19 protein-coding genes and 1 riboswitch are annotated in these 20,917 nt (G+C 71.0%); of the genes, 2 read left to right on the top strand and 17 right to left on the bottom strand.

All coding sequences use genetic code 11. The features are described 5' to 3' along the window. Nucleotides 1-74: 74 nt before the first annotated feature. The 4 genes from ligA to ACZ5VC_RS08905 are packed head-to-tail and all read right to left on the bottom strand — an operon-like array spanning nt 75 to nt 4,603. A complete protein-coding gene (ligA, locus tag ACZ5VC_RS08920; RefSeq protein WP_469119392.1) occupies nt 75-2,258 on the bottom strand; it encodes an NAD-dependent DNA ligase LigA in 2,184 nt (727 codons plus the stop codon). Between the two features lie 43 nt (nt 2,259-2,301). Further along, a complete protein-coding gene (locus tag ACZ5VC_RS08915; RefSeq protein WP_469119391.1) occupies nt 2,302-3,306 on the bottom strand; it encodes a methionine synthase in 1,005 nt (334 codons plus the stop codon). A 52-nt stretch (nt 3,307-3,358) separates the two neighbouring features. After that, nucleotides 3,359-4,048: an SDR family oxidoreductase gene (locus ACZ5VC_RS08910; protein ID WP_469119390.1), complete on the bottom strand. Its 690-nt coding sequence runs from the start codon at nt 4,046-4,048 to the stop codon at nt 3,359-3,361. Between the two features lie 15 nt (nt 4,049-4,063). Continuing rightward, nucleotides 4,064-4,603, bottom strand: a complete 540-nt coding sequence (locus ACZ5VC_RS08905) for an LOG family protein (protein ID WP_469119389.1) — start codon at nt 4,601-4,603, stop codon at nt 4,064-4,066. Between the two features lie 142 nt (nt 4,604-4,745). On the opposite strand from ACZ5VC_RS08905, the gene ACZ5VC_RS08900 reads away from it, so the two are divergent. Continuing rightward, nucleotides 4,746-5,531, top strand: a complete 786-nt coding sequence (locus ACZ5VC_RS08900; RefSeq protein ID WP_469119388.1) for an alpha/beta fold hydrolase — start codon at nt 4,746-4,748, stop codon at nt 5,529-5,531. A 62-nt stretch (nt 5,532-5,593) separates the two neighbouring features. Here the strand turns inward: ACZ5VC_RS08900 and mnmA are convergent, their stop codons facing one another. Next, entirely contained in the window at nt 5,594-6,721 is a 1,128-nt protein-coding gene (gene mnmA / locus ACZ5VC_RS08895) for a tRNA 2-thiouridine(34) synthase MnmA (protein WP_469119387.1), read from the bottom strand. A gap of 61 nt (nt 6,722-6,782) precedes the next feature. Between mnmA and ACZ5VC_RS08890 the strand changes: the two genes are divergently transcribed. Next, nucleotides 6,783-7,439: an N-acetylmuramoyl-L-alanine amidase gene (locus tag ACZ5VC_RS08890; RefSeq protein ID WP_469119386.1), complete on the top strand. Its 657-nt coding sequence runs from the start codon at nt 6,783-6,785 to the stop codon at nt 7,437-7,439. Here ACZ5VC_RS08890 and ACZ5VC_RS08885 read toward each other — a convergent pair. The 12 genes from ACZ5VC_RS08885 to ACZ5VC_RS08830 all read right to left on the bottom strand — a co-directional run bounded on the left by ACZ5VC_RS08885 (nt 7,432) and on the right by ACZ5VC_RS08830 (nt 20,661). Then, a complete protein-coding gene (locus ACZ5VC_RS08885) occupies nt 7,432-8,595 on the bottom strand; it encodes a cysteine desulfurase family protein (protein ID WP_469119385.1) in 1,164 nt (387 codons plus the stop codon). The two genes, ACZ5VC_RS08890 and ACZ5VC_RS08885, sit on opposite strands and share 8 nt — an antisense overlap. 112 nt (nt 8,596-8,707) lie before the next feature. Beyond that, on the bottom strand, nt 8,708-9,658 hold the full coding sequence (locus ACZ5VC_RS08880; RefSeq protein WP_469119384.1) for a helix-turn-helix transcriptional regulator: 951 nt from the start codon (nt 9,656-9,658) through the stop codon (nt 8,708-8,710). Between the two features lie 10 nt (nt 9,659-9,668). After that, complete coding sequence (locus tag ACZ5VC_RS08875; protein WP_469119383.1) at nt 9,669-10,523, bottom strand: thioesterase family protein; 855 nt, start codon at nt 10,521-10,523, stop codon at nt 9,669-9,671. 25 nt (nt 10,524-10,548) lie between these two features. Then, nucleotides 10,549-11,223: a trimeric intracellular cation channel family protein gene (locus ACZ5VC_RS08870; RefSeq protein ID WP_468706780.1), complete on the bottom strand. Its 675-nt coding sequence runs from the start codon at nt 11,221-11,223 to the stop codon at nt 10,549-10,551. 490 nt (nt 11,224-11,713) lie between these two features. Then, the gene (locus tag ACZ5VC_RS08865) at nt 11,714-12,838 is read right to left on the bottom strand and encodes an ABC transporter ATP-binding protein (RefSeq protein ID WP_469119382.1); all 1,125 of its coding nucleotides are present in this window, start codon (nt 12,836-12,838) and stop codon (nt 11,714-11,716) included. A gap of 5 nt (nt 12,839-12,843) precedes the next feature. Further along, entirely contained in the window at nt 12,844-13,932 is a 1,089-nt protein-coding gene (locus ACZ5VC_RS08860) for an ABC transporter ATP-binding protein (protein ID WP_469119595.1), read from the bottom strand. 41 nt (nt 13,933-13,973) lie between these two features. Further along, the gene (locus tag ACZ5VC_RS08855; RefSeq protein WP_468706784.1) at nt 13,974-14,984 is read right to left on the bottom strand and encodes an ABC transporter permease; all 1,011 of its coding nucleotides are present in this window, start codon (nt 14,982-14,984) and stop codon (nt 13,974-13,976) included. 120 nt (nt 14,985-15,104) lie between these two features. After that, nucleotides 15,105-16,856: an ABC transporter substrate-binding protein gene (locus ACZ5VC_RS08850; protein WP_469119381.1), complete on the bottom strand. Its 1,752-nt coding sequence runs from the start codon at nt 16,854-16,856 to the stop codon at nt 15,105-15,107. Between the two features lie 26 nt (nt 16,857-16,882). Continuing rightward, nucleotides 16,883-17,881 carry an ABC transporter permease gene (locus ACZ5VC_RS08845; RefSeq protein WP_469119380.1) on the bottom strand — a complete coding sequence of 333 codons (999 nt, stop codon included), beginning with the start codon at nt 17,879-17,881 and terminating at the stop codon, nt 16,883-16,885. Between the two features lie 367 nt (nt 17,882-18,248). Further along, nucleotides 18,249-19,037, bottom strand: coding sequence for an enhanced serine sensitivity protein SseB C-terminal domain-containing protein (locus ACZ5VC_RS08840; RefSeq protein WP_469119379.1), 789 nt, complete (start codon nt 19,035-19,037; stop codon nt 18,249-18,251). A 62-nt stretch (nt 19,038-19,099) separates the two neighbouring features. Further along, nucleotides 19,100-19,840, bottom strand: a complete 741-nt coding sequence (locus tag ACZ5VC_RS08835; RefSeq protein ID WP_469119378.1) for an enhanced serine sensitivity protein SseB — start codon at nt 19,838-19,840, stop codon at nt 19,100-19,102. Nucleotides 19,841-19,998: 158 nt separating this feature from the next. Continuing rightward, nucleotides 19,999-20,661, bottom strand: coding sequence for an AAA family ATPase (locus ACZ5VC_RS08830; RefSeq protein WP_469119377.1), 663 nt, complete (start codon nt 20,659-20,661; stop codon nt 19,999-20,001). Nucleotides 20,662-20,811: 150 nt separating this feature from the next. After that, a riboswitch (glycine riboswitch) is annotated at nt 20,812-20,911 on the top strand. Nucleotides 20,912-20,917 lie beyond the last annotated feature (6 nt).

The following is a 20,917-nucleotide window of genomic DNA, read 5'->3' as shown; positions in this document are numbered from 1 at the left end:
CCCGAATGCGGCCGGGCCACCCTTATCGGTCTGGTATGCGCTGAACGGGTGACGTTCGCTCAGCGCCCGGGCGCCTACCCGGCGGTCGGGACCGCCGCCTCCCGGGCGGCCTCCGGACCCTGCTCCAGCAGGACCGCGAAGCCCTCCTCGTTCAGAACCGGAACCTTCAGCTGCATGGCTTTGTCGTACTTGGAACCAGGGTTGTCACCGACCACCACGAAGGCGGTCTTCTTCGAAACGGAACCAGTCACCTTCGCTCCGAGGCTCTGCAGCGCCTCTTTTGCGCCATCCCGGGTGTGGTTCTCCAGCGTGCCCGTCACGACCACCGTGAGCCCCTCCAGCGGGCGCGGCCCCTGGTCCTCGCCCGAGCCCTCTTCCTCCATTCGGACGCCGGCGGCCTTCCACTTGCGCAGGATCTCCCGGTGCCAGTCCTCGGCGAACCACTCCTTGACCGCCTTGGCGATGGTCGCCCCGACGCCGTCGACCACCGCCAGCTCCTCCTCGGTGGCCTGGTCGATACGGTCGATGGAGCGGAACTCCCGGGCCAGCGCCTGGGCCGCGACCGGGCCCACATGGCGGATGGAGAGGCCGTTAATGATGCGGGCGAGCGGACGCTCCTTGGCGGCGGCGATGTTCTCCAGCATGGCCAGGGCGTTCTTCTTCGGCTCGCCCTTCTGGTTGGCGAAGACCGTGACGATCTTCTCCTCGCCGGTCTTGGGGTCGCGCTTGGGCAGGCCGCTGTCCGGGTCCACGACATACGCCTTGATGGGCAGCAGCTGCTCGATCGTCAGATCGAACAGGTCGCCCTCGTCGGCCAGCGGCGGCTCGGCGGGCTCCGCGGGGCGGGTCAGTGCCGCCGCGGTCACCGCGCCGAAGGCGTCGATGTCGAGGCAGGCCCGGCCGGCCAGATAGAAGAGACGTTCACGCAGCTGCGCCGGGCACGTGCGGCCGTTGGGGCAACGGATGTCGATGTCGCCCTCCTTCATGGCCCGCAGCGGTGTCCCGCACTCGGGGCACTCGGTCGGCATCACGAACTCCCGCTCGCTGCCGTCCCGCAGGTCCACCACCGGGCCGAGGATCTCCGGGATCACATCGCCCGCCTTGCGCAGCACGACCGTGTCACCGATCAGGACGCCCTTGGCCTTCACGACCTCCTGGTTGTGCAGGGTGGCGAACTCGACCTCGGAACCGGCCACCGTCACCGGCTCCACCTGTGCGTACGGCGTCACCCTGCCCGTGCGGCCCACTCCCACACGGATGTTCACCAGCTTGGTGTTGACCTCCTCCGGCGGGTACTTCCAGGCGATCGCCCAGCGCGGCGCGCGCGCAGTCGAACCGAGCCGCCCCTGGAGGGGGATCTCGTCCAGCTTGACGACGACACCGTCGATCTCGTGCTCCACGGAGTGCCGGTGCTCACCGAAGTAGGCGATGAACTCCCGGACCTCGTCGAGCGAACCGACCACCTTGTTGTGCCGGGCCGTCGGCAGACCCCACTCGCGCAGCAGCTCGTACGCCTCCGAGAGCCGGGCGATGTCCAGTCCCTCGCGGGCGCCGATGCCGTGGACCACCATGCGCAGCGGCAGGGTCGCGGTGACCTTGGGGTCCTTCTGGCGCAGCGAACCGGACGCGGAGTTGCGCGGGTTGGCGTACGGCTGCTCACCCGCCTCCACCCGGCGCGCGTTGAGCTCCTCGAACGCCTCCATCGGGAAGTAGACCTCGCCGCGGATCTCGACCAGGTCCGGGACCCGGTCGCCCTTCAGCCGGTCCGGGATGCCCTTGATGGTCCGGGCGTTGGGCGTGATGTCCTCGCCGGTGCGGCCGTCGCCGCGGGTCGCGGCCCGGGTCAGCCGGCCCTTCTCGTACGTGAGGTTGACCGCGAGGCCGTCGACCTTCAGCTCGCACAGGAAGTGGTGGTCCGGGGTGCCCACGTCACGGGCGAGCCGCTCGGCCCAGGCGGTCAGTTCGGCCTCGTCGAAGGCGTTGTCCAGGGAGAGCATCCGCTCGCGGTGGTCGACCTTCGCGAGGCCCGTCTCGTAGTCCCCCGCGACCTTCTGGGTCGGCGAGTCGGGGGTCCGCAGCTCCGGATACTCATCCTCCAGGGCCTCCAGCGCCCGCAGCAGGGTGTCGAACTCGGCGTCGCTGACGACCGGCTGGTCCTTCACGTAGTACCGGAAGCGGTGCTCCTCGACCTGCTCGGCCAGCTGCGCGTGCTTCTCCCGTGCCTCCGCCGGCACATCTGCGTGCTGTTCGACAGCCACCGTCTCGTCCTCCCGTTACTTCAGCCCGTTGTGCTTCGACCCGTTACTCAGGGTTGTCCGCGAGCGATCGCGCCGCCCGCGCGCAGTGGGCGAGGACCGCCCGGGCATAGGCGGGTGAGGCACCCGCGAGCCCGCACGACGGGGTGATCACCAAGGACTCGGCGAGAGTCCCCGGATTCAGCCCCAGCCTGCGCCACAGCGTTCTGACACCCATGACGCTACCGGCAGGGTCTGACAATGCCGCGTCGGTGGACGGGACCACGCCCGCGAAGAGCTGTGTACCGCCCTCGACGGCCTCACCGATCTGCTCCTCGTCACGTTCGGTGAGGAGATCGAAATCGAACGAGACGCCCGCGACACCCGCCCGGCGCAGCAGCGCGAAGGGCACGTCCGGCGCGCAGCTGTGCACCGTGACCGGTCCGTCGCTGACGCCGATCACCTCGCGCAGGGCGCTCTCCACGACCTGGCGGTCGACCGCGGGGTAGGTGCGGTAGCCGCTGGCCGTGCGGATCTGTCCGCGCAGCACGCCGGTGAGGGACGGTTCGTCGAGCTGGAGGATCACCTGGGCACCCGGCATCCGGCGCCGTACATCGGCGAGATGGTCCCGCAGCCCCTCGGCGAGGGAGGCCACGAGGTCCCGGCAGGCGCCTGGGTCGCCCAGCGACGCCTCGCCGCCGCGCAGTTCCAGGGCGGCGGCGAGCGTCCACGGGCCCACGGCCTGCACTTTGAGCGGGCCCTCGTAGCCCTGGGTGAACTCCTCCAGCGCGTCGAGGTCTTCGCCCAACCAGGACCGGGCGCGCCGGGTGTCGCGGCCCGGCCGGTCGCTCACCCGCCAGCCGCTGGGCTCCAGGTGCGCGTACATCTCGACGAGCATCCCGAGGGTCCGCCCGATCATGTCGGCGCCGGGCCCGCGGGCGGGCAGCTCCGGGAGGTACGGGAAGTCCTCGAAGGACCCGACGACGGTCTTGGCGGCCTCCCGGGCGTCACCCCCGGGCATGGATCCGACACCGGTGGCCGGACCCCAGCTGAACTCGTTCTTCTCGCTCACGCAGGAAGCGTACGTCCGCCCGGGAGGGCGGCCGTACGGCTCCCCCGCGGCCTCAGCGTCCCGGCCGCACCGACAGGTCGTTGATCTCCGCGTCGCGCGGCAGGTCGATGGCCGTGAGGATCGCCGTGGCGACGGACTCCGGGTCGATCCAGCGGGAGGCGTCGTACTCCTTGCCCTCCTGCGAGTGCACCTTGGCCTGCATGGGGCTGGCCGTGCGGCCCGGGTAGACAGAGGTGACCCGGACGCCGTTTTCGTGCTCCTCCTGGCGCAGGGAGTCGGCCAGCGCCTTCAGTCCGTGCTTGGAAGCCGCATAAGCGCCCCACTCCGCATGGGCGTTGAGACCGGCGCCGGAGTTGACGAACAACACCAGGCCCCGACCGGCCCGGACCTGGGGGAGGAACAGCCGGGTCAGCTCGGCGGGGGCGATCAGATTGGCGTTGAGCTGCTGGTGCCAGGTCTTCGGGCGCAGGTCCGCGATCGGCCCCAGGTCCACGATGCCGGCGATGTGCAGCAGGGAGTCCAGCCGGTCCGGCATGGCCTGCTGGCCGAGCGCCCAGGAGATGCGGTCGGGATCGGCCAGGTCGGCGACGAGCGTGCGCGCGCCGGGGTGGGCGGCGGCCAGCTCCTTCGCCCGTCCGGCGTTGCGCGCGAGGAGTACGAGGTCGTCGCCGCGCTCGTGCAGCCGGCGCGCGACGGCCGCGCCGATGCCGGAACCCGCGCCGGTGATCAGATGGGTAGCCATGCCCCCATGCTCGCACTACCGGATGCCGGCGCTCTCTTCGAGGTGGGCGAGGGCAGAGACCCCGTCCTCGGCGAAGAACACCAGCTCCGTGAGGGGCAGCGGCAGGAAGCCCTCGTCCTCCATCCGCCGGAACTGCTCCTTCAGACCGTCGTAGAACCCGGCGGTGTTGAGGAGCACGACCGGCTTGGTGTGCTTCCCGTGCTTCTTCAGCTCCAGGATCTCGGTGGCCTCGTCGAGAGTGCCGGTGCCGCCGACCATGACGACGATCGCGTCCGACTTGGCGAGCAGCAGGGCCTTGCGCTCCGCGAGGTCTCTCGCGGTCACCATCTCGTCGGTGTCCGGGCGGGCCTTGTGCGCCAGGAAGTCGACGGAGACACCGACGAGCCGCCCGCCGGCCTCCTGCACTCCGTCCGCGACGACCTTCATCAGGCCGACGTCGGAGCCGCCCCACACCAGGGTGTGGCCGCCCTTGCCGAGCAGCTCGGCGAATTCGCGGGCCGGTCCGGTGTAGCGCTCGTCGAGGTCGGCGGCCGAGAGGAAGACGCAGATGTTCATGGGCTCCACGGTAAGCCCCGCCACCGACAGCGAAGGTTCGTCGGGAAGGGCCGCCGGGGACCGATGAGTTCCGTGCGGGCCGGGGGTCTGCCTCTCCATGGACAACCACGGCAGGACGTCGAGCGGGACATCTCAGGGGACGTTGACAGCGTCGGGAGGCCGGGTCGCCTCCGGCGACGGCACGCTCCTCGCCTACGAGCGGCGCGGGAACGGGCCGCCCGTGATCCTGGTGAGCGGGGCGCTGTGCACCGGCGCCGCCGAGGTGCCGCTCGCCGAGCTGCTCGCCCCGCGCTTCACCGTGTTCACCTACGACCGGAGGGGGCGGGGCGCGAGCGGCGACACCGCGCCGTACGACGTCCGGCGCGAGATCGAGGATCTGTTCGCGATCACCGGGGTGGCGGGCGGCAGCGCCTGTGTGCACGGCATGTCCTCGGGCGGGGCGCTCGCCCTCGCGGCGGCGGCGGCCGGGCTGCCCGTGGGGATGGTCTCGGCGTACGAGCCGCCGTTCTCGGTGGCTCCCGAGGCCCGGGCGGCGTACGCGCGCTCGGTGGTGCGGCTGACCGCCCTGCTGGAGGAGGGCCGGCGCACCGCGGCACTGGAGCTGTTCCTGGGGGACGCCGTGGAACCGGAGGCGGTGGCAGCGCTGCGGAAGGCGCCGGTGTGGCCGGACATGGAGGCGGTGGCGCACACCCTCGCGTACGACTGCGCGGTGATGGGCGACGGCGCGGTCCCGGTCGAGTGCCTTTCCCGGGTCCACGCGCCTGTGCAGGTCGTCGACGGCGGGGCGAGCCCCACCCGGACGCGGCAGGCGGCGCGCGCGGCGTCCCGGGCGCTCCCCCGTGGACGCCACCGGACGCTGACGGGTCAGACGCACCTGGTGGCGCCGCACGTGCCGGCGCCGCTGCTCGAGGAGTTCTTCACGGAGTGAACGCGCGGGCCGATGGCCGAGGGCCGATCAGGAGCGAGTGGCCGGGGCCGCTCGCTACGAGTTCAGACGCCCGCTTCCGCCGTACGCCGCGCCGTCGTCGCGATCGTCGCCGAACCGACCACGCGCGTGCCGTCGTACAGCACGATCGCCTGGCCCGGGGCCACCCCGCGCACGGGCTCGGCGAAGGTCACGCGCAGCGTTCCGTCGACCAGCTCCGCCGAGACCTCCGTCTCACCGCCGTGGGCGCGGAGCTGAGCCGTGTAGGTGCCGGGGCCCTCGGGGGCCGTACCGCACCAGCGGGGCTTGATAGCGGTGAGGGCGGTGACGTCGAGGGCCTCGACCGGGCCGACCGTGACCGTGTTGTTCACCGGCGAGATGTCCAGGACGTAGCGCGGCTTGCCGTCGGCGGCCGGGTGGCCGATCCGCAGGCCCTTGCGCTGGCCGATGGTGAAGCCGTACGCGCCCTCGTGGGTGCCCAGCTTCTGGCCGGTCTCGTCGACGATGTCGCCCTCGGCCGTGCCCAGCCGGGACGCCAGGAAGCCCTGGGTGTCGCCGTCGGCGATGAAGCAGATGTCGTGGCTGTCGGGCTTCTTCGCCACCGCAAGCCCGCGCCGCTCCGCCTCCGCCCGGATCTCGTCCTTGGTGGTCAGCGTGTCCCCCAGCGGGAACATGGCGTGGGCGAGCTGCTTCTCGTCGAGGACGCCGAGCACATACGACTGGTCCTTGGCCATGTCGGACGCCCGGTGCAGCTCGCGGGAGCCGTCCTCGGCGACGACGACGGTCGCGTAGTGGCCCGTGCAGACGGCGTCGAAGCCCAGCGCGAGCGCCTTGTCGAGCAGCGCCGCGAACTTGATCTTCTCGTTGCAGCGCAGACACGGGTTGGGCGTCCGGCCCGCCTCGTACTCGGCGACGAAGTCGTCGACGACGTCCTCGCGGAACCGCTCGGCGAGGTCCCACACGTAGAAGGGGATGCCGATGACGTCCGCCGCGCGCCGCGCGTCGCGGGAGTCCTCGATGGTGCAGCAGCCGCGCGCGCCGGTGCGGAAGGACTGCGGATTCGCGGAGAGCGCGAGGTGGACCCCGGTGACGTCGTGCCCGGCCTCGGCGGCGCGGGCGGCGGCGACGGCGGAGTCCACGCCGCCCGACATGGCGGCGAGCACGCGCAGGGGGCGCTGGGGAGTCTGAGTCATAGCCCTACCAGGGTACGGGCCCGCGGGAACCAGGAGCACGTGAGTATGCGTTGGCGCTCGTATGGGGAGCGAACCGAAGCGGGGGGTCGGCCGGCGGACCGTGCTGATCGGTGGTGGAGCCGCGGTGGCGGGTGCGGCGCTGCTGGCCAGGGACGAGCTGAGGCGTGCCTGGTGGCGGCTGCCCGGTACGGAGAAGAAGCGTGTGGAGGGTGAGCTGGACCACCCGGGGGCGGAGTGGACGTCGGCGGCGCGGGCGAACTGGCGGCGGGCGGACCGCCCGGACGACTTCACGATCGACCGGGTCGTCATCCATGTCGTCCAGGGCAGCTATCCGAGCGCCCTGAAGGTCTTCAAGGACCCGGGCCACGGAGCCGCGACGCACTATGTGGTGCGCAAGGACGGGCACATAGCGCAGATGATCCGCGAGCTGGACGTGGCGTTCCACTCCGGGGACCGCGACATGAACGAGCGCAGTGTCGGCATCGAGCACGAGGGGTTCGTGGACCGCCCGCAGGGCTTCACGCCGGAGATGTACGCGGCGTCGGCGCGGCTGACGGCGGGGATCTGCGCGCGGTACGGCATACCCGTCGACCGCGAGCACGTCATCGGTCATGTCGAGGTGCCGGGCACGGACCACACCGACCCGGGGCCGCACTGGGACTGGGACCGCTACCTGAGGCTCGTGCGGTCCGCGTCCGTCGTGAGCGCGGCTAGCTGAGGCCTGCCGTACGGGCCCGCTCCACCGCCGGACCGATGGCCTCCGCCACGGCCGCCACGTCCTCCTTCGTGGAGGTGTGGCCGAGGGTGAAGCGCAGGGTGCCGCGCGCGAGGTCGGGATCGGTGCCGGTGGCCAGCAGCACATGGCTCGGCTGGGCGACGCCTGCGGTGCAGGCGGACCCGGTGGAGCACTCGATGCCCTGGGCGTCGAGGAGCAGGAGCAGGGAGTCGCCCTCGCAGCCGGGGAAGGTGAAGTGGGCGTTGGCCGGGAGCCGGTCGTCCGGGTCGCCGCCGAGGATCGCGTCGGGCACGGCGCCAAGGACGGCCGCCACGAGGTCGTCGCGGAGCGCGCCGATTTCGCGGGCGAACTCCTCGCGGCGCTCGGCGGCGAGCCGGCCCGCGACGGCGAAGGCCGCGATCGCCGGGGCGTCGAGGGTGCCGGAGCGGACATGGCGCTCCTGCCCGCCGCCGTGGAGCACCGGGACGGGGCTGTACTCGCGGCCCAGCAGCAGGGAGCCGATGCCGTACGGGCCGCCGATCTTGTGGCCGGAGACGGTCATGGCGGCGAGTCCCGAGGCGGCGAAGTCGACCGGAAGCTGACCGAAGGCCTGGACCGCGTCGGCGTGCAGCGGGACACCGAACTCGCTTGCCACGTCTGCCAGTTCCCGCACCGGCATGACAGTGCCGATCTCGTTGTTGGCCCACATGACGGTGGCCAGGGCCACGTCGTCGGGGTTCCTGGCGATCGCGGCCCGCAGAGCCTCGGGGCTCACCCTGCCGTACCGGTCGACCGGCAGATACTCGACGGTCGCGCCCTCGTGCTCGCCGAGCCAGTCCACGGCGTCGAGGACGGCGTGGTGCTCCACAGGGCTGGCCAGGACCCGCACGCGGCGGGGGTCGGCGTCGCGGCGTGCCCAGTACAGGCCCTTCACGGCGAGGTTGTCGGCCTCGGTGCCGCCCGAGGTGAGGACGACCTCGCTGGGCCGGGCGCCCAGTGCGGCGGCAAGCGTCTCGCGGGCCTCCTCGACGGTGCGGCGGGCCCGGCGTCCGGCGCCGTGGAGCGAGGAGGCGTTGCCGGTCACGGTGAGCTGGGCGGTCATCGCCTCGACCGCCTCCGGCAGCATGGGAGTGGTCGCGGCGTGGTCGAGGTATGCCATGGTGCTCCGATTCTACGAGCCCACCGGCCCCCTCCCCGCCGGGCGTACGGCTTGGCCGGTTTACGCCAGCACCCGGGGACGGCCCGGGCACGACCCGAGGACGGCCGGGCACTCAGCCGTACAGCGCGACGACCTCCCCCGCCGCCTCGGCCAGGAGGGCACGGGCCGGCTCCGGTTCCAGTACCTCCACGCTGCCGCCGAAGGCGAGGAGCGGGCGGACGGCGCCGAGCTCGGGGAGAGCCAGTTCGACCCGCGACCAGTCACCGTCCTGGTCCGGTGGCCCGGTCAGCCGGTCGCCGTGGAGCCGCAGGAAGCGGTCGAAGCGGTCGTGGTGCACGCGTGCCCGGACCAGGAGCTCCGCGGGGCGTTCCTCCACGCGCCGCCGAAGCTCCTCCCACACGGCTCCGAGCTCGACACCCGCGCGCCGCCGCACGGGTTCGTCGAGGAGGGTGGCGTCCCGCACCCGGTCGGCCCGGTAGAGGCGGGGCGATCCGCGGTGGTCGGCGACCAGGTACCAGACGCCCGCCTTGACCACGAGTCCGTACGGATCGACGGTGTACCGCCGGGCCGCGTCGGCGCCGCCGTGCCGGTACCGCAGCCGCAGCCGCCGGTCGGCGAAGACGGCCCGGTCGAGCAGGTCCAGATCGGTCGCGGGCCGTGGTGCGCGCATCCAGCGCTCGGGGTCGACCAGGATGCGGCGGCGGGCCAGCTCGGCGGCCGGGCGGTGCGGCGCGGGCAGTGCGGCCATGACCTTGCGCAGGGCCGAGGCGAGCGCCTCGTCGAGCCCCAGCGCGCTGTGCGCGCCCCGCGCGGCGAGGACGAACAGTGCCCGGGACTCGCTCTCGGTCAGCCCCGTCACATCGGTACGGAAGCCCGGCAGCAGCGCGATCCCGCCGTGCCGACCGCGCTCCGCGTACACCGGGACCCCGGCCGCGGAGAGCGCCTCGACGTCCCGGTAGATGGTGCGTACGGAGACTTCGAGGCGCTCGGCGAGCTCGGTCGCGGGGACGAGACCCCGGGTCTGGAGCAGGAGGAGGAGGGAGAGCAGCCGGTCGGACTTCACACGGCCAACGCTATCCCCGGGGCGCGCGGGCCAGTTGGCGGGACTGGGCGACGAGCCGGTCGGCGCTGTCCCAGACCTCGGCGTCCTCCTCCAGGAAGCCGCCGGCGAGGTTGCGGGTGGTGATGGCGACGCGCAGCGGGCCGGGGGCGGGGCGGCAGCGCACATGGGTGGTGAGTTCGACGGTCGGCGTCCAGCCCTTGAGGCCGAGCTCGAAGGAGGTCGGCGGCAGCGCGTCGACGGTGAGCAGCAGCGAGAGGGGGTCGGCGTCGCGGCCGTCGGCGAGACCGAACCAGCCGCGCATCTCGCCCTTGCCCGACGGCGCGCCGATGGCCCAGCCCACGGTCGCCGGGTCGAGCTTGATGTCGAGGCGCTCGGTGATGGCGGACGAGCCGGGGATCTTGGGCGCGGGGCCGTCGGAGGGGCCGAAGCAGTGGTCGCGCGGCGGGATGACCGGCGGCGTCGCCGTGGTCCGGACCTCGTCGGCCAGCGTGTCGAGGTCTCCGTACGATGCCAGGACCCGGATGCGCTCGACCTCGGTGCCGTCCTCGGCGTACTGGAACAGGGACGCCTGGCCGGTGGAGAGGGTGCGGCCGGTGCGGACCACCTGGGTGCGGATGACGGCCGGACCCGGCGCGGACGGGGTGAGGTAGTGCGCGGAGACCGTGAACGGGTCGGGGTGGGGCAGGGCGTCACCGAGGGCGCGGCCGAGGAGGGCGAGGAGGTACCCGCCGTTGACGGCGTGGATGATGGTCCAGCCCGCGGAGAGGTCCGCGTCGTAGACGCCCGGTTCGCGCAGGGTGACAGCGGTGTCGCGGTCGAACTCGCTGTCCCCGATGGTTGCCTGTGCCTGTGCTGCCTGTGCCATGGCGGCACCGTACAACAAACAATTACTAAGCGGTAGCTTTTTGGGGTTCCTCGGTCGCCGAGGAGCGGCGGTTCCAGGCGCGCGGGGCCCGCCAGTGGAAGCGCATCGCCAGCAGCCGCAGCAGGAAGGCGGTCACCACGGCGAGGCCGCTGGTGCCGGCGTTCAGCACGTCGAAGCGGATGCAGAGCACCACCATGGTGGATCCGACGATCGCCGGGACGGCGTAGAGATCACGGTCCCAGCGCAGCAGCGAGGGCACCTCGTTGGCGAGCACGTCCCGCAGCACACCGCCGCCGACGGCGGTGGCGAGGCCCAGCGCGGCGGAGGCGGTCAGACCGAGGCCGTACTCGTACGCCTTGGTGGTGCCGGTGACGCAGAACAGCCCGAGACCGGCGGCGTCGAAGACGTTGACGGCGGTCTGGGTGCGCTCGACCTGCGGGTGGAGGAAGAAGACGAAACCCGTCGCGACGAGCGGCATGAGGAAGTAGCCGAGATCGGTGAAGGCGGCCGGGGGGACGGCGCCGATGATCAGGTCGCGGAAGAGTCCTCCGCCGAGCGCCGTGACCTCGGCGAGGACGGCGATGCCGAAGACGTCGAAGTTCTTGCGGACGGCGAGGAGAGCGCCGGAGATCGCGAAGACGAAGATGCCGACGAGATCGAGCGCGTGCTGGACGGAGGGGGTGAAGAGTTCGTGGAGCACCGCGTCATTGTGCCGGGCCCACCCGCGGCCGACGGCCCCGGGCACGCACGCGGCGCCGAGGCCGCCCGGGCCCGCCCCAGGACCGGGGCCCGCGGCGGGACCGCGGACCACCGTCCAGGACGGGACGGTGGTCTCCTTACGGCAGCGCGCCTCGGCGGTCGCGATGCGCCTCGTAACCCGCCACCGGCGCCCGGGGGCCCCGGGCGCGTGTGGTGGTGGGCACCGTCCGCGGCGCGACCGCCTCACCGGGCACGGTCGGGCCGGGCGCGCGTACGGGACGCGCCGTCCCGTGCCGTGCCGCGTGCACGGTCGGCGGAGGGCCGTGGGCCGCCGGGGTCTCGCCCCGAGCCGGGGCGCACCGCCCGCCCCGGCGCCCGGGGCGGGCGGGTGCGCGAGGAGCCAAGAGCCGGTCCCCGGGACAGGCGCCGCCGCGCGCGGAGGTCACGCCGAGGGCCGGAGCGCCGGTTCCCCGGCCCCGCCGCTTCCGTTCCTACTTCTCCCGCTCCGGCTCCTGCGCCGGCTCCGGCTCCTTCGCCGAAGGCGCCTTCGTCACCGAGACGATCTCCACCGCTTCCCGGGCGGACGGCAGCACCGTCTCCTCCGGGGCCTGGTCCGGCGCGTTCTCCGGGTGGTGGCAGGCCACCTGCTGGCCCGGCTTCAGCTGGAGCAGCGGCGGTTCCTGCGTCTTGCAGATCTCCGTCGCCTTCCAGCACCGCGTGTGGAAGCGGCAGCCGCTCGGCGGCGCGATGGGCGACGGGACGTCTCCCTTGAGCAGGATGCGCTCGCTCTTCACGCCCTTGCGCCGCGGGTCGGGCACCGGCACGGCCGACATCAGCGCCTTGGTGTACGGGTGCATCGGCGCCTCGTACAGCGACTTCCGGTCCGCGAGCTCCACGATCTTGCCGAGGTACATCACGGCGATCCGGTCCGAGACGTGGCGGATCACGGACAGGTCGTGCGCGATGATCACATATGTCAGGCCCAGCTCCTCCTGGAGGTCGTCCAGCAGGTTCACGACCTGCGCCTGGATCGACACGTCCAGGGCGGAGACCGGCTCGTCCGCCACGACCAGCTTCGGGTTGAGCGCGAGCGCGCGGGCGATACCGATGCGCTGCCGCTGACCGCCCGAGAACTCGTGCGGATAGCGGTTGTAGTGCTCGGGGTTGAGGCCCACCAGGCCCAGCAGCCGCTGGACCTCCTTCTTGACCCCGCCCTCGGGCTCGACGCCCTGAAGCCGGAACGGCGCGCTGACGATCGTGCCGATCGTGTGGCGCGGGTTCAGCGACGAGTACGGGTCCTGGAAGATCATCTGGATGTCGCGGCGCAGCGGCCGCATCGCGCCCGCCGACATGTGCGTGATGTCGTGGCCGTCGAACTCGACCTTGCCGCCGGTCGGTTCGAGCAGCCGCGTGATCAGCCGGCCCATCGTCGACTTGCCGCAGCCGGACTCGCCGACGACGCCCAGGGTCTCGCCCGGCCGCACGTCGAAGGAGATGCCGTCGACCGCCTTGACCGCGCCGCTCTGGCGCTGGAGCAGGCCCTTGCGGATCGGGAAGTGCTTGACCAGCCCCTCGACCTTGAGCAGCGGCTCAGCGGATGCATTCTTGTCGGTCACATCGGTCACAGCTTCGGCGCAATCTCTTCGGTCCAGATCCGGGTCCGCTCCTCCTGCGACATGTGGCAGGCCGAGAAGTGCCCGCTGCCGACGCCGCTTCCGGTCTCCGTCAGCTCGGGGCGGGTGGTCCGCGTGATGTTGTCCTTGGGGATGTCCGCGTACGGGCAGCGCGGGTTGAAGGCGCAGCCGCTGGGGACATTGATCAGGGACGGCGGGGAGCCCTTGACCGGGATGAGGCGTTCGGTCTGGTCCCGGTCGATGCGCGGCATCGAGCCCAGCAGGCCCCAGGTGTAGGGGTGCCGGGGCTCGTAGAAGACCTGCTCGGCGGTGCCGCGCTCGATGCACCGGCCGCCGTACATCACGAGAAGCTTGTCGGCCATCTCGGCGACGACGCCCAGGTCGTGCGTGATCATGATGACCGCGGAGCCGAACTCCTTCTGCAGATCCCGGATCAGGTCGAGGATCTGCGCCTGGACGGTGACGTCGAGCGCCGTCGTCGGCTCGTCCGCGATGAGCAGCTGCGGGTTGTTGACCAGGGCCATCGCGATCATCGCGCGCTGGCGCATACCGCCGGAGAACTCATGCGGGTAGGAGTCGACGCGCTTGCCCGGCTCCGGGATGCCCACACGGTCGAGCATCTCGATCGCCCGGGTGCGGGCGACCTTCTTGGTGACCTTGTTGTGGACCCGGTACGCCTCCACGATCTGCGCGCCGACCGTGTAGTACGGGTGCATCGCGGAGAGCGGGTCCTGGAAGATCATGGCCATCTTCTGGCCGCGCAGCTGCCGCACGTGGTCGGCGTCGGCGCCGATCAGCTCCTCGCCGTCCAGCCAGACCTCGCCGGAGATCTTCGCGTTCGGCGCGGCGCGGTGCAGTCCCATCACGCCCAGCGAGGTGACCGACTTGCCGGAGCCGGACTCGCCGACGATGCCGAGGGTCTCGCCGGCCTTGACGTCGAAGCTGACGCCGTCGACCGACTTGACCAGGCCGTCGTCGGTGGCGAAGTGGATGCGCAGATCGCGCACGGAGAGGAAGGAGTCCTCGGTGCCGGACCGCTGGGCGGGCACCGGCTCACCCAACGCGGCAGACGGCACGGCAGACGCCGGACCGGCGGTCTGCTCCTTGGAAACCTCGCTCACGAGTACCTCACCCTGGGGTCGATGGCGGCGTACACCAGGTCCACCAGCAGATTGCAGAAGACGATGAAGAAGGCGGCGGTCAGGGTCACGCCCATCACGATCGGCAGGTCGTTGTCCCGCACGCTCTTGATGGCGTACTTGCCCATGCCCTCGAAGGAGAAGACCGTCTCGGTGATGACGGCGCCGCCGAGCAGCAGACCGAAGTCCATGCCGAAGATGGTGACGATCGGGGTGAGTGCGGCCCGCAGACCGTGCTTGCCGATGACCTGGCTCTCCTTGAGGCCCTTGGCGCGGGCCGTACGGATGTAGTCCTCACCCATCGTCTCCAGCATTCCGGCCCGGGTGAGCCGGGCGTAGAGCGCGGAGTAGAGGAAGGCCAGCGAGCACCAGGGGACGAGCAGGTTCCACGCCCACTCGGCGGGGTTCTCCGTGAACGGCACGTAGTTGATGCCGTCCCAGACCGGCCACTGGACCGTGAGGACACCCAGCGCGAGCATGCCGGTGAAGAAGATCGGGAGGGAGACGCCGGCGAGGGCGACGCCCATGAAGAAGCGGTCGAGCAGGGAGCCGCGCTTCAGGGCGGAGACGACGCCGGTGGCGACACCGGTGACCAGCCAGATCACCGCCGCACCGATGGCCAGCGAGAAGGTGACCGGGACGCGGCCGATGATCTCCGGCCACACCTCGATGTGGCGCTTGAAGGAGTAGCCGAAGCACGGGGCGTCACAGTGCGAGGCGTCGGGACCGAACTTGTAGTCGGCGCCGACGAAGATCTGCCGGATGAAGTCCCAGTACTGGACGTACAGCGGCTTGTCGAGGCCGAGGTTTGCCTTGACCGCGGCCACTGTGTCGGGGTTGGCGTCCTTGCCCACGTACTGGGCCGCCAGTTGGTCCATCGTCTGGCCCGCGAGGCGGGGGACGAGGAAGAAGATCGCGAAGGTGACTGCGCTGACGATCAGCAGCAGTAGCACCGCGCCGAAGACGCGTCGGATGAAGTACGCAGCCACAGCTATCCGGCGCCGGTGTCCGCCGGCCGCCGGCCCGCTCCCTTGTGAGGAGCGGCCGGCCGGCCGGCGGACACCGGAGCCATCACCTGCCTTTCGAACTCTCGGGGTGGGACCCGCCTGCTACTTGGCGGAGCCCATCAGCAGGTAGTCGTACATGCCCAGGTAGGCCTGGGTGATGGTGACGTTGGTCGCCGACTCGGGCCGCAGAAGCAGGTTCTTGCGGTAGACCAGCGGGACCGCGGTCGCGCCCTCGATGACCGTCTTGTCGACCTCGCCCCAGACCTTCTCGCGGGCGGCGGTGTCGGTGGTGGCGATGCCCTCGTTGAGGAGCTGGTTGACCTTCGGGTCGTTCAGCTCCTGGACGTTGTTGCCACCGGCCGGCTTGATGGCCGAGCCGTTGACGATCTGGTCGAGGAAGCCGAAGCCCGTCGGCCAGTCCGCACCCCAGGCGGTCATGATCATGCCGAGCTTGTTGGCGTGCACATAGCTCGGGTTGCCCGCGAAGTTCTGGAAGTACTTACCGGCCGGGAAGGTCTTGATCTCGGCCGTGATGCCGATCTTCTTCAGCGACGCCTGGACCGCGGTGGCCATGGCCATCTCGGCCGGACGGTCCGAACGGGCCGACAGGTTGGTCTTGAAGCCGTTCGGCTGACCGCACTTCTTCAGCGATTCCTTGGCCTTGGCCATGTCGCCCTTGAAGCCCTCGGACGGGTACAGGTCGAACTTCGTGTAACCGGCCACGGTCGGCGGGATCAGCGTGGTCGCCGGGTCACCCTTGGGCGCGCCGCCCTGGGCGGCCGCGACGGACGCCTTGTCGATGCCCCACTGAACGGCCTTGCGGCACTCGATGTTGTTGAACGGGGCGACGTTGACGTTCAGGCCGATGTACGACGTGGCGCCCGCGTACGGGTTGTCCGTCTGCTTCTTCAGCTTGGCGTCGGTGAGGACCTTCGGCTGGGTGGCCGGGGCGACACCGGTGCCGGCGCCGTCGACGGTGAGGTTGTCGGAGATCAGGTTGCCGTCGATCGTCTCCTGCTTCACGCCGAAGCGCAGGGTGATCTTGTCCGGCAGGGCCTTGCGGACCGGGTCGGTCTTCGGGTCCCAGTTCTCGTTGCGGACGAGGGTGGCGCCCTTGCCCTCCTCGTACGACTGGAACTTGTACGGGCCCGAGGAGACCATCTTCTTGACGTACTCGGCGCCCTTGTCGGCCGCGCGCGGCACGGGGGCCGTCTGCGAGAAGGTCGCCAGGTAGTCGAAGTCCGCGAAGGCGTTCTTCAGCTTGAAGACGATGGTGAGGTCGTCCGGCGTCTCGATGGAGGCGAGGCCGGCCGGGTTCTTGTCCTTGTAGGGACCCTTGTACGTGTCACCACCGATGAGGTGCGCCTTGAAGTACGTCGGACCGTTCGCCAGCGCCTCGGGGCTGAAGTTCGAGCGCTCGACGGCGTACTTGACGTCCTTCGAGGTGATCGGCGTGCCGTCCTCGAACTTCAGGCCCTTCCTGAGGGTGTACGTCCAGGTCTTGGCGCCGTCACTGGGCTTGCCCAGCGACTCGGCGAGGTCGGGGACGACCTCCAGGCCCTCCTTGCCGGCGGCCGGCTTGAAGGAGGTCAGCGTGCGGCCGTACAGGCGGGCGAAGTTCTGGATCCAGCCGTAGTACGTGTTGCCCGGGTCGAGGGAGTCGGGCTCGTCCGAGAACTCGTACGAGACCGTGCCGCCCTTCTTGTCGGACTTGTTGACGACGGAGGTCAGCGCGGCGTCGGCCGTGCCGGAACCACCCTTGCCCTTGTCGTCCTTGGAACCACCACACGCGGACGCCCCCAGCGCCAGCACCACTGCCGTGGCGACCAGAACTGTCGCTTTTCTAGTCTTCACCTGAGGAAAGCCCCCTCATTCGTTGGTTACTTGCTGCGCGGGTCGAGGGCATCTCGCAGCCCGTCGCCCAGCAGGTTGAAGGCCAGGACCGTGATGAAGATCGCGATGCCCGGCACGAGCATGTACTGCGGATCGGCCGCGTAGGTGTCGACCGCGGTGGTGAGCATTCCGCCCCAGGAGGCCTGCGGCGGAGCGATGCCGACGCCCAGGTAGCTGAGGCCCGCCTCGAAGAGGATGTTGGTGGGGATCAGCAGCGTGGCGTAGACCAGGATCGGTGCCACCAGGTTGGGCAGCAGCTCACGGAAGAGAATGAACGGGCCACGTGCGCCGAGCGACCTGGAGGCCTCGACGAACTCGCGGTTGCGCAGCGTCATCGTCTGGGCCCGCACGATACGGCCCATGTAGGGCCAGCTGAAGAAGCCGATCACGAAGATCAGCACACCGATCCGCAGCGGCAGACCGCTCAGGCCGAACGCGCCGTCCTGAAGGGTCGCCGAGAGGGAGATGGCGAAGAGGAGGAGCGGGAACGCCAGGAAGGTGTCCATCATCCGGCTGATCAGGGAGTCGACCCAGCCGCCGTAGAACCCGGCGACGATGCCCATGACCACGCCGATGACCACGGAGAGCACGGTGGCGCCTCCCGCGACGAGCAGCGAGACCCAGGAGCCCTCGATGACACGGGCCAGGATGTCGCGGCCGAACTGCGGGTCGACACCGAGCGGGTGGTCCCAGCTCATGCCACCGAAGGCGCCCTTCGGGGCCAGCAGGGCCGGGTCGATGAGGTCCTGGTGGAACTCATTGGGATCGAGGCCGAAAACCGCCTGGATCGGCTTGGCCAGGATGGCCATCAGTACGAGCAGGATCACGATGATTCCGCCCGCTATCGCCATCTTGTCGCGCTTGAAGCGCGCCCAGGCGATCTGACCGAGGGAACGGCCTTCGATCTGGCTCTGTTTGACCCCCGTGAGTACTGCCTCCGGCTGAGCCTCGGCAGCCGATCCGGTGGTCTCGATCGGTGCGGTCACAGTGCCTTAGACCCCTCCCGGCCGGCGGTGACCGGCCCGTACCCCGCTGCTGCCACGGCTTGTCTCACATCAGGTGATGACGCAAGTCATGCCGATGGTGCGGAAATTACCCATGACGCCGCATGTGATGCGACTCGTACAAAGGACCGACGGTTCTTTGTTAGCGGGGAGTCTTCAACGGGTTTGCGATCACCCGCCAGACCTGGCGGGGAATGGTTGCTCAAACGTGATGCGGGGCGTGAGGTTCCGTTATCCGGACGCGGTGATCGCGTCAGCGGACCATCTCGGTCACTATTCCACCAGATCGGACATGACGGCTAACTGCCCCAACCGCGGAAGTAATTGGGGCAGAACGATCGTGCGGATGTCAGTACGCGCGGGGGGCGGCCGGCGGATAGCCGTAACCGGGGGCCTGCGGCTGCGGCGCCGCGTGCGCCTCGCGGTCGTAGAAGGGCCGGGCGTTGGCACGCAGCCACATCGTCACCGGGTCGTACTCGTCGGACATGGCGACCGTCGAGACGGGCAGCCCGTCGGGCACGGCGGCGATGGACTGCTGCATCATCGCGCGGACCGCGTCGACGGACAGGCGGCTCGTGTCGTACAGATCGAGGCCGATGGCGAGGTACGGGGAACCGAGCGCCGGCTGGACCCAGGCGCGGCGCAGCGAGCGGACGGCGGGGGTGCGGTGGGCGTTCTGCGTGAGCAGGGCGTAGAACTGCGGGATCTCGATGGCCGGTTCGGCCAGCCGCAGGGGCCCCGCGGGCATCCGGTCCAGGCCGGTGGCGATCCGGCGCAGATCGGCCCAGGGGACGCCCAGACCGCCGCCGGGGGCGTGCGGATTGAGCCAGATGCCCCAGCGGTCGGGGTACAGGGCGCGGGCGACGTCGCGGCCGCTGATCACCTCGTGGGCGCGGGTCCAGCCGGAGGCGGAGAGCTCCTGGGTGGAGGTGACGCAGGGCGCGTAGCCCAGGCCGTCGACCTCCATGTTTCCGTACTGTGCCTCGGGCGAGCCGGCCGTGCCGTGCCACAGCAGCATCCAGACCTGGCCGTCGGCGAGCGCGTGCAGCAGCGACTCGTACGCGTCGTAGCGTCCGGGCGTCACCTGGCGCAGCATGTGCTCGACCTGCCCGGCCGCAGCGGTGCCTGACGCGCTCACCTTGGGTTCCGCCCCTCTTCGATCCACCGAACCAGCTTATGCGTGCTTGTGCGCGGTCCCGCTTACGCGGGCACCCGCTGGTAGAAGGGGCGCACCTTCTCCAGCATCCAGTCGCCGACCGGGTCCTGGGCGACGTCCAGGAGGACCAGGTTCACCGGCCAGGACACGGAGGCCCGGCCGAGCGCGCGGCCGAGGGCGTCCATCGGCGCGTTGCGGTCGGCGCCCTCCCAGGAGGCGAGCTGGACGCCTATAAACAGGGACGGTTCGTCGCCCTCGACGCTGGCCAGGCCGCGGCGGGCGCTGAGCACCACACCGGTCGCCTCGAACTCCGCGGAGGCGGCGGCGAGGAAGTCGACGGGGTCGTCCTGCCAGTCGGGCTCGAAGAGCCGGACCCGGCCGCCGCTCGCGGGGCCGTCCAGGGGGGTGCGGCCGACCCGGCACAGTTCGGCGACGGCGGGCGGCGGCAGCGGGAGGCCGACGGCGCCGCCGGGGTTCACGGCGATGCCGAGCTGCGGCGGCAGACCACGGGCGACGTCACGGGCGGGGGCGACGGTGAAGGACATGTGGCCGCCGACGCAGGCGAGGAACTGCTGCTCGGAGCTGAACACCGGGACGTACGGGATCCCCTCGATCTCCATCGTCGGCAGGTCGAGGTCCCTGCTGTCCGGTCCTCCGCCGTTGGGGAGGGGCACCCAGACGGAGCTGCGTCCCAGCACTTCGACGAGCCGGCCTCCCGCCGAGGGGTTGCCGAGCGAGGCGGCGAGCACCTCTTCCAGCTCGTTGCCCGGCCATGCACTGTCCACTGGTCGCTTCCCCTTCTGACCCGATCCCGGCAGAACCCTAACGCCGGGGCGGCGGCGGAAGGGCGTGCTGTGTCGAAAAGGACAGTGAGGGCCGGCTTCCGGTTCCACGGTTCTCCGGGACGGGCGGCTCGGCGGGGGGAGCGGTTCCAGCGGGGCCGTCAGACGGGGGCCGCGAAGGAGACGCGCCGGAGGGCGGTCGCCGCGTCGCGGTCCAGAAGCGTCACGGAGGAGCAGCCGCGCGGGAAGCGGGCCGACTCGGCGTCGCACAGCAGTCGGGAGACGGCGCGGCGGTGGCGGGCGAAGGCATAGCCGGAGACGCCCCGGCCGCGCTCGCGCTGGCCGGCCCTGGCCGTCTCGGGCGTGACGTCCAGCAGGAGCAGGTGCAGCGCGCTGCCGCGGCGGCGCGCCTCGCGGGCGAGCAGGCGTCTGACCCAGGTCTGGGTGCCGCAGTCGTGGACGACGACGCTCTCGCCGGAGCGCAGCGCCCGCCACAGGCCGGCGTAGTGGGCGATCCGGGCGGCCGGGCGGTAGACGGCATAGGGAAGGAAGGACGGCATCCGCGCCTCCCAGCGCTCGCGGGCGTCCTGCGAGTCGATCCCGCGCTCCTGGGCCGCGCGCCGGATCAGTGTCGACTTTCCGCTGCCGGGCAGCCCGGAGACGACCACGATGTCCCCGGCCGCGAAGGTGAGGGCCCGGGGGCCCCGGCCCCCGCGCTCCCGCAGGTCGCGCAGGACCGGCGCGGCGGCCGCCGAGCGCACCCGCCCGCGCGGCGCGGGCAGCCCCGCCGTCGTCGCGTACGCACCTGTCCGCTGCAACGTCATCGCTTCTCCCCCTGTCGGGTCGTCGGACCCTTGCCCATGGAGTGTAAAGAAACAGTAATGAGGCACAAGCGATTTGCCGATGAGATCCCTCGTGCAATGATGTGCGCGCCAAGCGCACACGCGTGCGCAGACAACCTCATACCGGCCGCTTGAATCCGCGCGGGAGAGTCCCGGGGTCGCAGTGCACCCCGGGCGCCGAAGGAGCAAGTTCCTCCCTTGAATCTCTCAGGCCCCGTACCGCGTGGATGAGGCAGAT

The organism is Streptomyces sp. NPDC033174 (genome assembly GCF_055577795.1).
Note: the sequence above shows the minus strand (reverse complement) of the source record. Positions and strands in the feature narration are given on the sequence as shown.

Bases quoted from the DNA above. Each gene is read 5' to 3' on its own strand.
- ACZ5VC_RS08905 (WP_469119389.1), bottom strand. From the start codon at position 4,603: ATGAACATCTGCGTCTTCCTCTCGGCCGCCGACCTCGACGAGCGCTAC.
- ACZ5VC_RS08890 (WP_469119386.1), top strand. From the start codon at position 6,783: ATGGGGAGCGAACCGAAGCGGGGGGTCGGCCGGCGGACCGTGCTGATC.
- ACZ5VC_RS08875 (WP_469119383.1), bottom strand. From the start codon at position 10,523: ATGGCACAGGCAGCACAGGCACAGGCAACCATCGGGGACAGCGAGTTC.
- ACZ5VC_RS08830 (WP_469119377.1), bottom strand. From the start codon at position 20,661: ATGACGTTGCAGCGGACAGGTGCGTACGCGACGACGGCGGGGCTGCCC.
- mnmA (WP_469119387.1), bottom strand. From the start codon at position 6,721: ATGACTCAGACTCCCCAGCGCCCCCTGCGCGTGCTCGCCGCCATGTCG.
- ACZ5VC_RS08885 (WP_469119385.1), bottom strand. From the start codon at position 8,595: ATGGCATACCTCGACCACGCCGCGACCACTCCCATGCTGCCGGAGGCG.
- ACZ5VC_RS08910 (WP_469119390.1), bottom strand. From the start codon at position 4,048: ATGGCTACCCATCTGATCACCGGCGCGGGTTCCGGCATCGGCGCGGCC.